Origin of the sequence: Paraeggerthella sp. LCP19S3_G8 (genome assembly GCF_052119225.1) — a bacterium.
Lineage (GTDB): Bacteria > Actinomycetota > Coriobacteriia > Coriobacteriales > Eggerthellaceae > Paraeggerthella > Paraeggerthella hominis.
In genome coordinates, this window is sequence record NZ_JBQKFQ010000008.1 from 1 (window position 1) to 12,521 (window position 12,521).

9 protein-coding genes are annotated in these 12,521 nt (G+C 60.3%); 2 read left to right on the plus strand and 7 right to left on the minus strand.

Annotated features, from left to right (window positions below; all coding sequences use genetic code 11):
• Positions 1-2,495 (minus strand): SHIRT domain-containing protein (locus ACTQZK_RS09580; RefSeq protein ID WP_441899505.1); only part of this gene is annotated, 2,495 nt, incomplete at its 3' end.
• A gap of 157 nt (positions 2,496-2,652) precedes the next feature.
• Here ACTQZK_RS09580 and ACTQZK_RS09585 point away from each other — a divergent pair.
• Complete coding sequence (locus ACTQZK_RS09585; protein ID WP_255616301.1) at positions 2,653-2,781, plus strand: hypothetical protein; 129 nt, start codon at positions 2,653-2,655, stop codon at positions 2,779-2,781.
• Positions 2,782-3,106: 325 nt separating this feature from the next.
• On the opposite strand, the gene ACTQZK_RS09590 is transcribed toward ACTQZK_RS09585, so the two are convergent.
• From ACTQZK_RS09590 to ACTQZK_RS09610, 5 genes are all read right to left on the minus strand, one after another.
• Positions 3,107-4,687 (minus strand): Cna B-type domain-containing protein, encoded by a 1,581-nt coding sequence (locus ACTQZK_RS09590; RefSeq protein WP_441899507.1) that lies wholly within the window; start codon positions 4,685-4,687, stop codon positions 3,107-3,109.
• Positions 4,688-5,003: 316 nt separating this feature from the next.
• Positions 5,004-6,197 (minus strand): MFS transporter, encoded by a 1,194-nt coding sequence (locus ACTQZK_RS09595; RefSeq protein ID WP_181792518.1) that lies wholly within the window; start codon positions 6,195-6,197, stop codon positions 5,004-5,006.
• 235 nt (positions 6,198-6,432) lie between these two features.
• Complete coding sequence (locus ACTQZK_RS09600; protein WP_114566218.1) at positions 6,433-7,080, minus strand: DNA-3-methyladenine glycosylase family protein; 648 nt, start codon at positions 7,078-7,080, stop codon at positions 6,433-6,435.
• Between the two features lie 156 nt (positions 7,081-7,236).
• A complete protein-coding gene (locus ACTQZK_RS09605; RefSeq protein WP_114566217.1) occupies positions 7,237-7,896 on the minus strand; it encodes a cytochrome c3 family protein in 660 nt (219 codons plus the stop codon).
• Between the two features lie 141 nt (positions 7,897-8,037).
• Complete coding sequence (locus tag ACTQZK_RS09610; protein WP_114566216.1) at positions 8,038-9,699, minus strand: FAD-dependent oxidoreductase; 1,662 nt, start codon at positions 9,697-9,699, stop codon at positions 8,038-8,040.
• A gap of 387 nt (positions 9,700-10,086) precedes the next feature.
• Between ACTQZK_RS09610 and ACTQZK_RS09615 the strand changes: the two genes are divergently transcribed.
• Positions 10,087-11,637: a LuxR C-terminal-related transcriptional regulator gene (locus ACTQZK_RS09615; RefSeq protein ID WP_225749845.1), complete on the plus strand. Its 1,551-nt coding sequence runs from the start codon at positions 10,087-10,089 to the stop codon at positions 11,635-11,637.
• Between the two features lie 92 nt (positions 11,638-11,729).
• Here ACTQZK_RS09615 and ACTQZK_RS09620 read toward each other — a convergent pair whose 3' ends face one another.
• The gene (locus ACTQZK_RS09620) at positions 11,730-12,440 is read right to left on the minus strand and encodes a peptidylprolyl isomerase (protein ID WP_418831376.1); all 711 of its coding nucleotides are present in this window, start codon (positions 12,438-12,440) and stop codon (positions 11,730-11,732) included.
• Positions 12,441-12,521 lie beyond the last annotated feature (81 nt).

Consider the following 12,521-nt stretch of genomic DNA (forward strand, 5'->3'; position numbering starts at 1 on the left):
ACGGTGGAGCCGTGCGCGTACGAGGCGGGGTCGATCGGGAGCAGGTCGGTCACCTCCTGCGGGAGCCCCTTGTCCTTCGTGCCGCTGACGAACTCGTAGGTCACGCGGTACTCGTGCGCCGAGAACTCCCACGTGCCCGTGAAGCCCACCGCGCCGGCGGCCACCTTCGAGTCGGCGTCGTAGCCCTTGAACGCCCACACGCCGTCGTCCGTGCGGACCTCCGTCTCGGCCGGCCGGATGGCCGCGACGGTGGAGCCGTGCGCGTACGAGGCGGGGTCGATCGGGAGCAGGTCGGTCACCTCCTGCGGGAGCCCCTTGTCCTTCGTGCCGCTGACGAACTCGTAGGTCACGCGGTACGAGGGCTTTTTCGCCACCTGCCACATATAGTAGCTACCGTCGTTCACGCCCGGATCCTCAACGCGCTTGAGATACAGGCCAGCCGCAACGGTCGCCTCGTCGTCGTTCGCCAACACAAGCGCTTCGTTCGAAGCGCCATCCGCCTTCCAACCGGTAACGTAGTTGTCACCGAGGGCGGGAGCCGAAGGAATCAGGCGATCGCTCGCGTTAACAGCAAGTACGCTAAGCGAACCCGTCGCAATGCCGTCTACATTGAGCGGGATGACAGGGGAGTCATCGCCGCCCGTGTAGTTGCTGCCCGTAGCAACAGGAAGGCGCAGCAAGGAATTTCCACCCGAAAAGTTACCCGAAACGTTTACAGGGCCCATGAACGCAACATCGCAGTCTGAAAGAGAGACGTTGCCGTAGAACCGACTAACAAACGCGCCTTCCTTCAACCCCACGAACTCGTCTCCCTCGCCTCGATACGCATCGAATAGCGCAGGATCTGGGTCGCTTTTATGCCCTTGCCCCACGGCAAAGTACTTGTCCCAGAAATAATAGCCGTTCTTGCTCGTCAAATCCTCGTAGACGTACACTTTCCCAAGCGCGTGCCAGGTACCGTTGTCTGCCAACACCCTCGACACCTGCGTGTCGCTATCGCGCGTAGTAAGCATGCTCGCGTTGCCGATTGAGAGATCGGGCTTTGAATAAAACGGTTTTTGGACGCCCGAAAACTGGAAGAATGCATCACTGTCGATACGGACGTTCGCGGCGTTCACGAGTGCCGCATCTTTGAAACTAAACACATAGCCGCTCTCTTGCGGAGCGTCAGCTGAGCCGCACCCATCGTAAACGAGGTGACTGCTGCCAACATCGTTTCTGTTTCCCTGGATCTGCGCGATACGACCGCCGGTGACCCGTATCGTCGCCTCGCCCGCAATGGTGCAGGCACCAGCATCCCCGCTATCGAGAATCGCAAAGGCAATGTTTCCGCCCGCCATGCGAAGAAGCACGTCTCCTTTGATTTCGGTTGGAATGCTACCGCTGCTTCCCGCCTGCATGCCGCCGTCCGTGTTGTCGGACGCAGAATTGTAGGTCATCTCAAGCGCATGCGGTTCGTTGTTCTCGTTCAGAATGCACACCGACCCGTAATCAGCGGTCATATTACTATCCGTATTGCCGCCGCCGTACACATGCCCGTCGGAGCGCAGATCGGATCCGTCGACGATGACCTTGACGGTGCCCCGTACCGTATCTCGGTATCCGCAACCAAAGTAATTTCGATCACCGCCCGTAGATGCGTTCGTGCTGCCGTCCAGCAGCTCGAGCACAACGTTGCCCACCGTAGAGTGCCACGATCCACCGTAGGTGTACATAGCGATTCCCGTGTTCACGCTGCCTGCAGGAGCACCTGGGTAGCCAAGCGTGACGCGCACGCTACCCGCAACGCTAGCCGGCTCGCGGCTGTCAACAGAATACTCGTTTTGCCCGCCGCCGAACAACATGCCATTCGTTCCCTGCCGCACCGCTACCGTGGCATCTCCGCCAACCCGGCCCTTGTCGGTAGCATGCGCATGACCGCCGCCGTACAGACCGCCCGCATGAACAAACGGGCCGTCAATCGTCACGGATGTACTGCCGCTCACATTGCTGTCCATGCCGCCGCCGTACACGTCCGTATACCTACCGCCGCGCAAGACGAGGTTCGTATCGCCTGTCACGTCGTTGCCCACGTTGCCGCCGCCGAACAATCGCAATATCGTGCTGCCTGCAGCCTCGAAATTGATCGTAGTCTCGAGCGAATGCCCGTTCGCAAACACTTTGGAATAGTCGCCCCAGCAGCGTACGTTGTCGAGAACAAGGTCGCCGACGAGCTCGGTGCCCATCTTGTCGAGCGTGAACTTATGCCCTTCAGTGCTGCACAGCACAACCCGCTTGCCCACAATGCCGGCAAATCCGTTCACGTCAATGTTGTTTGCGGTGAATTTGATAGTCGCCTCGGCGGAATCCGAGGCTTCGATAGCTGCCACAGCAGATGCGACATCATTGCCGCTGGCAATTTCATACACAGTACCTCGAGCGGCGGACACCTGCGAGAGCGGATCCAACGTCGTTGCAGCTGCGTTGCGCGGCTCCTCGGCCGCGATCCTTGCCACCTCGTCAGAAGCTTCTTTATGCTCGGCTGACGAATCCGAGACGAGATCTTCAGGCTCTACCGAACCTGGGGATCCCTGATCAATTGCCTCGAGGAGAGCCCCCCCCCCCGATGTATCGTCGCTCGCCGAGTCAGCGAATGCTGCCATCGGAACCGACATGGCAACCAAAATAGCTGCCATTGCCGACGCAGATATTTTCTTTACGCCCTTCCACATCTTCCAGCTAGCCCCCTTTTTATCATTGGAGCAAATCGATGCCGCTCCATCAGTGATGCTAGAATTGTAGCACTCGAATCCTTAGTTCGGGCATAATGTATGGAACGGTCCTGGGCATTGTGCTCGCACTACGAACTCGAACATAAAAAGCGTTACGACACCAAGAAAGCTGCTTCAATGCGAAGTAACGCCGGTTGCAGAAACACCCCTATTCTCAATCCTTTCCCACAAACAGTCGCAGAATGGGTTTGCTAGGTGACTGCAAAAAGGCCAGACAATCGTCTGGCCTTTTTACTTGCGCTTCTCAACCCCAAGCCAAAGGGCCCGAACTCGCCAAACGCGAATCCGAGCCCAAACGCCAGCAAGCGTCTGGCGCCTGCACAGCGAAGCTCGGCTTACGATTCGCCGTGCCGCCGCCTGAAGAAAGCGCACGTCGCAACCGTCCCGGACAGCGCCACAAGCGCGGCAGCATCCGCGTACGCAAAGCTGTCGCCTGTCTTCGGAATTGCCTTGGCCTGCGGGTTTTGGGGCAGGGGGCGCGGAGTCTCGCCGCTTGGAGCATCGGACTTGGGCGTGGGCTTCGGATCGGGACCAGGCTCCGGATCGGGATCAGGGCCGGGCTCCGGCTCCGGTCCGGGCTCAGGATCGTCCGGCTCGCCCGGAACCACCGGAAGCGCCCTGTTCGTCACCACGATCGAAGGATCCGCATCCGTGCCGTACGCATAGTCCACCTCGAACAAAGCGGCAACCGACGGATCCACGAACGCTTCGCTCACCGTATACGAAAACGGGCGCCCCTGCATATCGGCCTTGGGAAGATTCTTCCACGCCGTTTGCCAGGGAGCAAGCTCGAACTCGTCCTCCATCCCGTCGAGCACAACGGGCGCGCCGTAAGGCTCGCCGTTTCTCAACAGCTGAAACGCAACAGCCGGAAAGTCGTCCGACACGCCCTCCCATACCTTGCGCGCGGGAACATCGATCGTCGACGGCACCACGACAACCACGTTGCTATGCGCGCCGTACCCGTTTATCGTGAACGTCCCCTCGTTTTCGATCGGATGCCGAGCCTCCTCTTTCAAAACGGCGGAAACCTTCAGCACAACCTCATGAGACGAAGCGGCTTCCGGATAGTTCACGACAAGCTGCGCGAGCTTTTCGCGCGTCAGCGCCGCAGAGACGAACGTCCCCTTGTCACCGCGGTCCTCCTGAACGATAACGCACTCCTCAGGCGCAAGAAGATCCCCGTCCAGAAAGCACTCCACGCGCTCAACCTGCAGCATAGGATCAACCAAATCGCTCAACACAACCGAATCGTAGGCAATGCGCAGATCAGCAGCCGGCAGGAAGCTGAACGTATACCCCACCGCCGACCCCAACGTCGAGGAAACCTCGAATACAAGCTCATCGCCAGGTTCGGATTCGATACGATCGACACCGTTCACCGTCTTGGAAACAGAGGGGAGCCGGTCAAAATACAGTTTGAACGGGGTTTTGCCCCCAAGATGGTTCACGCCGGGAAAGGATGGAGTCGGAGCCGCAGCGTTTCCGCTTTTCCCGTCAACCAGAACCCACCCCTGCGACGTGACCGTGATCAGGTATTCGTCCGATCCCGCCTTGTACTGATGCCGCACGGGAAACATGCCGTCAGGCATGCCCGTCACCTTGAACGTGTACGTGCCGTTCCATGCCAGGCCCTTGAACACCAGGTACCCGTTGTCCGACGACGACGCCACCGCCACCACTGCCCCGGCGTCATCGTACAGCGTGCCCTCCACGCCCAAAGCCATGTTCCCCGGGTCAACCAAAGCAGGTTGGGCTCCCTGCGCCATGACGCAGGCAAAGTACAAGGTCGAGGTCTGCGTCTCTTCGTCGTTCCATTCGTCAGCTTGCGCGGAAACAGCACCGAAGATCGCCGTCCACGCAAAGGACGCGACCACAGCCGCCGCAAGCATGCAGAAAACCTTCTTCAACGCCATCGTTGCCGACTCCTTCGATTCAACCGGCCGCTTATTCGGCCGAGCAACATCGCACATTCCGAATTCGCAAGACGCGCAGCAAGCGCGAAGGGAGCGTGCGAGATCCGAAGCAGCGCAGCCCTCGCATGCGGCAAGCACAGCATTTTCTGCAACGTCCTGCGCGATGTTGAGGCGCATCCTAGCAAAAATAACGCGAATCAACAATTAAGAAACCAAAGCATTACCCCAGGCAGACCGCATAAAATAGCCGAAAGTAAGGCAAGGAGAACACGCATTGAGGGCAAAAGGGGGGAAGCGGTTCGGACGAAGTCGACCGCTAGCGGGCCTTGGCAGGCTTTCTGTCGTAAACGAAGACCACGCCCGCCACGACAACGGTCATAACGGCTAGGAAAGCCAGGATATCCGAAAAGGAGCACATGCCCACCAGCACGCCCATGACGATGCTCAGCGCAGACGTGCCCGCATACGCGGTCAAATTGATGGACGAGATAATGGCCGACGTCTCGGAAACATCCACCGCCAGCAGCAACATGCGCAACGTTGTGGACACGCATATCCCCATGGACAGGCTAAACGCCACCGCCGCCAGCAGAAACGCCGCCTGGAATCCAGCCGCCAGAAGAAGCGCCAGCAAAACAGTGGAGACGGCGAACAGCAGCACACCCGCTTTCAAGGCGGTCATAGGGGCCAACCGCGCCGTCAGCGGACCGCCCAACGCGCTCGGAGCCATAGCGCATGCCAACACAAGGGAGGCGGTCAGGGTCGAATCGGCGGCAAAGCACTCCACGGAGAGCGGAGCGGAAAACGACTGGAAGAAGGTCCCTACGCTCCAAGTGGCAATGTAGACGCACCCGGAAATCAAGAACAGCATCCGAGCCGAGCGGGGAACCAGCACGTGCACTTTCGTTGCCGCCCGCCACGAAACCCGCTTCTCAAGCGGTTCGGGAACCAGCGGCAAAAGCAAAGCGATCAACGCCAAAACGGCGATCATCGCCCCGTACACAATATCGGTGCTGGTCGTGGCGCCATAGAGAAACCCCACGCCAAGCGAACCCAGCATGATGCCCACCATCGATCCGCAGCTGGCCATAGCCGAACCCCAGCCCATCCGGTAATCGGAAATGCAATCGACGATAAGCGCGGAAACAGCGCTCATAGCCAAACCGCCGGCAACTCCTTGCACGAACCGCGCGGTCAAAATAGCGCCGGCATCGGCGGCGAACAGGAACAACGTGCAGCCAGCCACCGCCAACAGCAGCGCAACGAATGTCGTAGCCTTGCGGCCAAGCGCGTCAGACAAACGGCCCGCCAGCAAAAGCGTCAGAATGACACCACCCAAATAAGCGAGCATCGTGAACGAGATCTCGGTATTCGTCAAGCCAATGGTCGTCTGGTACGTCGCGTACAGGGGAATGGGAACAGCCGTGGAGGCGAATACCGCGAAGAACGCCGCCGTGGCAACGAAGAACCCGCGAAACGCTTGGCCTTTCGATAGCGACCGCCTTTTCATGCGCCCTCCCCCGTTGCTAAAACCCGAAAACATCCCCTTGAAATCACGTGACCCCGCGCCATTATAGAAGCGTGTTACGCCTGATAGCAAGCATAATTTGCAATCGAAGAAAAAGAGATGTCAACAGGATCGAAAAACAAGGCTCACCGCCAAGCCAAAGTCGACGGAAAGTCGCAAACCGGCTCGCCATCGGCACCCGAACCGAAGGGCGCATGGAACAGAAAGGCCCGGCTCGCTACCCCTTCTTCCCCTTCGGAGCCCAATCGCGCAAACCGGGAACCGCGCCTCCGGCTACGGCCCATAAATACAAGCTGGCCACGCTTCCGTACGGAGAATACCGACGCCGATACCTCGCGAACAGCTGAGGCGTGATGCGGCGATGGTGGTGCACCATGCGCAGACCGCGCTGAATGGCCAGATCGCCGTAGCTCATGATGTCGGGGCGCTGCATGGAAAACAGCATGAGCATCTCCGCCGTCCACACGCCGATGCCGGGAAGCTCCGAAAGCCGCCGGCACACCTCGTCGTCAGGCAGGCCGTGCAGCTCTTCCAGATCGATCTCGCCAGCCAGCACGCGCTCGGCGGCGCTCTTGATGTAGCCGGCCTTGCGATACGTGATCCCCACCGACTGCAACTCGTCTTCCGAGCGCAAGGCAATGATCTCCGGAGACACCGTACCAAAGGCATCTAGCATGCGGTTCCAAACGGTTTCCTGCGCTTTGGTCGATATCTGCTGCCCCACGATGCTGTTCACAAGAGCGGCGAACAAGTCAGGGTGAACCTCGCGCTCGATATGCCCGACCGCCGCGATGACCTCGGCCATCCGCGGGTCGCGCGCGGCTAGGTACGCCGTTTCTTCTTCCCCGTATTGAAACACCGGCATGGCCGTCCCTTCGTCGTTGTTCCAACCAGTATAGCAACCCTGCGCAACGCGAAAGACCCGGCCGAGGGAGGAGGCCGGGTCTTCGACTATCTTGTGGGCGACGGGGAGGGAGGGTTGCCGTCCACAAGCGGATATGCTTGGTTGCTTCCCCGCCGGCTACTCGCGCAGCTCGTGGCAGGTGCCGCACTCGAACGTGCCGCGATGGTGGCACTGAGCGCAATACTTCATTGCGTCCTTTTCGAGCGCCTTCGAATGGTTGTTGTGGCAGCTCGTGCACGTCGGCGGATTCGCGTCATGCTTCTGACCAGCGGGAATATCGTGAGGATTCACGGTGGTACCCTTATCGTCGGTCAATGCCTTGGAATCGGCGGTCTTAGCCGCAACATCGGCCATCGTGCCGTGGCACGACTCGCACGTAGCGGGGTCGACCGTAACGACGGTCGCCTTCGTGGACGTCTTGTCGCCGAACTTCACGTCGGCATGCTCGGTCTTCAGAACGTCCTGCTCGGTATGGCACTGGACGCAGGTCACGTTCTGAGCCCCGTGCGCCGCGCCCTGCGGGCAAGCGGCATCGGTAGCGGACTCGGCCTCAGCCGTATGGCACATAGAGCAGTCGGACTCCATGGTCCAGTTGACGGGCTGTCCGTCCATAGCCGTCGCGCCGGAGTCCTTGTCCTCGGATTGCGCGGGGGCCTGCGAAGCCTCCTGCGGCGCGCAGCCGGCCAGCGACCACATAGCGGCCGCCAGCGCGAGGACGACGCCGAGGACGGCGAGCACGACAAGACGCTTGTCGGCGGTGTGTGCTTGCACGGTCATGCGTTACTCCTATCTCGTCTTGAAAGCTCCTCGAAGGGAGCGGTCGTTCATCCGGCCCCGCCGCGCAAAGCGGCAGGGCCGAACCAAGAACCGGCGGGCGCATCCGGGGAGGACGGCGCCCGCGCGATTGCTACAGGAATGCTACTTCGCGTCCCATGCGTCCAAACCAGCAGCATGGCGAGCGGAGATACGGCCCCACACCTGGTTCTCGGCGTTGTTGCCGCCGGTGATGCCGTAGCTGTGCGCCTGGAAGTTGCCGAAGCAGCCCGCCGCGTACAGACGCGGGATGGGGTTGCGCTGCGGATCCAGCACCTGGGCATGCTCGTTCTTCATGGGGCCGCCCAGCGTGGAGCAGGAGCCGGGGTACACCGAGATGGCGTAATACGGGCCGCCGTCCAGGGCCACGAGGCTCTTCGCCGCGCGATCGAAGCGCGCATCCTTGCCGGCCTCGCAGAAGCCCTGGTACTCCTCGAACGTGGCCTTCAGGGTATCGACATCCATCCAGTGGTCGAATTCCTTGATCTTCTTGCCAAGCTCCTCGATGGTGTCGGCCTTGATGATCCAGCCCTTTTCCACCTCGGCCTTGTTGTCCTGGCTCCAGCCGTCCCATGCGCGCACGGAATCGGGCAGGTCGGAGGCGAAGTTGCCGCACTCGAAGAAGTCGCCCTGGCTGGTGGACAGCTTGCCGGCGTCGAAGCAGCTCTGGTCGAAGATGCACCACGTGGGGATGCGATCGTAGTCGTCGATGGCATCGTCGAAGTGCAGCAGCGTGTGCCAGCCGTTGTGCGGCGAGCCCATGGCCGTGTCGTCCACGAAGCGCTTGCCCAGACGGTTCACGTTGAAGTAGCTGAAGCCGGGCATGAAGTACAGGATGGAGAAGTCGTTCTCCGGGTCGCGCGTCCACATGGAGTACATGGAGATGACCATGTCCATGTGCCACAGCTTCGCTCCCACGTCCTCGACCATCTTGATGCCGTCGCCGGTGTTGTACTGCCAACCCTCGAACTTGAAGGGGTAGCACTTCAGGTACTCGTTCTTCAGCTCCTCGTTGAACTCGAAGCCGCCCAGCGTGAGGATAACGCCCTTGCGAGCCTTGACCGTCTTCTCCTCGTTGCCGATCATCGTGTACGCGCCGACGATCTCCTTGGTCTCAGGGTTCTGGATGAGACGCTCGTCATGGCAGTCGAAGAACAGCTGCACGCCCAACTCTTCGCGCTTGGCGTCGAGTTCGTGGAAGGACAGCATGCCGAAGCCGTCGACGGAGGACAGCTTGCAGGAGCCCTCGTAGGCGTTGTCGTCCAGGAAGTAGTACTCGGGAATGGCGCCAGCCAGCGCAACCTCGGTCACTTCGTAGGTCATGCCGTACTTGTCGGCGTACTCGGTGTTGCGAGCGCACTCGTTGACCCAAGCGTCGATCATCGGCTCAGGGGTCTTGCCGTGCGTGAAGGACTTGATGTACTTCTTGAAGCGATCCTTTTCGCTCTCCTCGACGATGGTCCATTCGCCGTTGTTGATGGAGCTGTTTCCGCCGCCGCGCTCGGGAGCCTTCTCCAGCACGATGACTTCCTGGCCGCACTCGTCAGCGCCGATGAGCGAAGCCCACATGCCCGCTCCGCCGTAGCCGATGACCAGAAGATCGCACTCGTAATCCCAATTCTTGGGCATCCAGTCGCCCGCTGCCGCGCCCGTAGAACCCGAAGCGCAACCGGCCAGCGCAGCGGAACCCGCCACGGCGGCAGCGGCAACGCCAGCGCCCTTCAGGAACGAACGACGGGAAACTCCGCCCTCCATGCCATTGCTCATACTGTTCCTCCTTCTCGGTGGAACGGGCCCCTCCGTTTGAGCACCCGTCCTTACTCGCCAAACTGTACCGAGGGATGGCCCCCTCGCGCATCTGATGGGCTGTCGGATTTTGCGCGTGCCTTCCGATGATGAATAGGATTTTGCAGGTCAGCAGCCTATCGGATTGTCAATCCGATAGGCTCGCGGGGTACAATTACGTATGATGAGTGCTATCATTTTCACGCACGCTCATGCACACGGGAGAGGGACGCGGACGTACTGCCGCGCCCGTGGCGATAACCACCGGGGAGAGACTATATGCCGCACCGCACGAAACGCGAAGACGATCGCCGCGTCGCAGACGCTTGCGATACAGCGAAGCCGTCGCAACAAGAAGCCGGCCGGACGTTGCGGCAATCGGAAGGCGGCCTTGATGCCGCAGAAGCGGCGAAGGACGCCCTTACCCTTGACTACCTTGTTACCATCATCGGATTCGGTCTCTGCCGCGCGTGGATCATTTTCTGCCTGGGAGCACCTTTGGTTGCGGGCGCAACCGCTTCGCTGCACTGGATGTATCTGGTGTTCGGAGCCTTGAGCGCGCTCATCGTTTCGTTCGCGGTGAACCGACAGGGAAAGCACGAGAGCGCCGTTCGCGTCGGAATGTTTCGAATAACCCCGTTTGCACTGCTGGCGAGCGGCCTGTTGATCCCCCTTGCCATCTGGATCGACAACGAAGCGCTCATCGCTTTGGGTTTCGTGGCGGGCGGACTTGGAGCAGGCCCCCTGCAAGTGCTCTGGGGCGATCGCTTCGCCGGGCATCCCACGCGATTCGCCGCGTTGGCATCGCCGGCTGCAGCGATCGTGACGGCACTGGTAACAGCCATGTCCACCGACAACACCAGCTTCGTCGGATTCGCCGTGATTCCGCTGCTTTCGTTCGGCCTTCTGATGTTCGAGGCGAACCGAACGGGCTGCTCTTGGCGAACCCTTGTTGAAAGCGCGGGCAAGCCCCATGGAGAACCCACGCCCGACGCGCCTGCCGAACCATGCGAAACCGCAGGCAGCAGCAGCGAACGGCATCAGATGGGCCTGGGCGTTGGCAAGCTCATGTTCTCCATCATGACGTTCTCGTTTCTCTGTCGTCTGTTCGACGCCGCGCCCCGGCAAGACGATCCGTTCGCGTTCATAGGCGGCAGCGCCATATTCGCGATCATCGTGGTTGGCGTGGTGTTCTTGGGAATCGTGGCCAAGCTCAAGGACAAGTTCGACCCCTCGCTCACCTATCGACTGTCTCTGCCCATCATGGTGGCGGGCTTCGTAGCCATCGCGCTATTTGTCGACACGCATGCCGCTGCGTCCATCCTGTTGATCAACATAGGATACGAGTTTTTCGACATCCTTGCCTGGATCCTGTTCGCCGACGTATCGCGCCGCAAGAACGAGAACGCCCTGCATATTTTCGGCCTGGGCGTAGCGTTCATGTTCGTTGGCATGGCGCTGGGGAACCTGGCGGGAGGCGTTCTCAATCCGCTTGTTGCCGACGGCAGCGTTCAGATCACCGCGGTGGCCATGTTGGCAACGCTGTGCCTGGTGATCGTGGCGTTCATGGTGCTGCCTGAAGGCGTGATCACGCAGCTTTCCGGCACGATGCGCTCGGGACGCAAGGACAGGGAGCCCGAAGGCCCGCGTCCGGACAACGCTGAGAAATCCGCCGAAGCAGAGGTTTCCGGCCGCCTGGAATCGCGCTGCGCCGCCGTAGCGCAGGACTTCGGCCTGACGCCCCGCGAAAGCGAGGTCATCGTGCTGCTGGCCTACGGACGAACGCTGTCCATCATCGCGCGCGATCTGCAGATAGCGAAGGGTACGGCGCGCACGCACATCGAGAACATCTACCGCAAACTCGACGTGCACAAGCAGCAAGAACTCATTGACCTGGTAGAAGGCTACGAGATCGGCTGACGAACCAGAAAGCGGCGGGGCGGGACGGAAAGATCGACGATCCTCCTGTCCCGCCCCGCCGCTTCGCTTGCCCCGACAATACTCAAGCGAATTTACGCCTGACCCTCCACGGGAAGACCGTCGGCTTCGACGACATCTTGACTTTGAGCGGCAGCTTCGTTTTCCGCACGTCGACGCTCCAGCTCTTCAAGCACTTCTCGAGCCGATTTCGGCCGAGGCGTTTCGTGGGAGATGGCCTCTGCCAACGCATCGTCGTCGGCGCCTTCGATGACGATGCTCTTGATGATGTCGCCGATGGTCAGCTGCTCGACCACGTCCAATCCTTCGACGGTCTGCCCGAACACGGTGAACTTATCGTCGAATTCCGGCTGCTCGGACAACGAGAAGTAGAACTGGCAGCTACCTGAATTCGGCTCGGACTTATGAGCGAAGCACAGGCTTCCTAGCACATGCTTGTTGTTCGGGTTCGTTTCCCATTCGTCGACGATAGTGTAGCGAGCATCTCCGGTGCCGGGATGAATGCCGCGGATCAAGCCGCGCGCTGCAGAATCCACCTGAGCCGGACCAAGCGTTCGCGTGGTAGGGCACCCGCCCAGAACCACAGAGCCGGGTTTGTGCGCGTGAAACTTCAAGTTCTCATAGAATCCGCGTGCCGCAAGCTCTATGAAGTTGCCCGTCGTCACGGGAACGTCTTTGCCGGCAAGCTCAACGCGAATCGTGCCGCGCGAAGTCTCCATAACTGCAACCTCGTTGCCATTGGGAAGATAGTGCGGGGTGTATACAGGCAAGACGATTCGTCCCATATCGGTTCCTCCTAGTATCGCTTGAATCAAGTGCAAGCTCCATGATACCTACGCCCCATTTCACCGCATCAGATGGAGCAT

Coding starts and splice junctions, on each gene's coding strand:
- ACTQZK_RS09585 (WP_255616301.1), top strand. CDS start 2,653: ATGGCAACCAAAATAGCTGCCATTGCCGACGCAGATATTTTCTTTACG.
- ACTQZK_RS09590 (WP_441899507.1), bottom strand. CDS start 4,687: ATGGCGTTGAAGAAGGTTTTCTGCATGCTTGCGGCGGCTGTGGTCGCG.
- ACTQZK_RS09595 (WP_181792518.1), bottom strand. CDS start 6,197: ATGAAAAGGCGGTCGCTATCGAAAGGCCAAGCGTTTCGCGGGTTCTTC.
- ACTQZK_RS09600 (WP_114566218.1), bottom strand. CDS start 7,080: ATGCCGGTGTTTCAATACGGGGAAGAAGAAACGGCGTACCTAGCCGCG.
- ACTQZK_RS09605 (WP_114566217.1), bottom strand. CDS start 7,896: ATGACCGTGCAAGCACACACCGCCGACAAGCGTCTTGTCGTGCTCGCC.
- ACTQZK_RS09610 (WP_114566216.1), bottom strand. CDS start 9,699: ATGAGCAATGGCATGGAGGGCGGAGTTTCCCGTCGTTCGTTCCTGAAG.
- ACTQZK_RS09620 (WP_418831376.1), bottom strand. CDS start 12,440: ATGGGACGAATCGTCTTGCCTGTATACACCCCGCACTATCTTCCCAAT.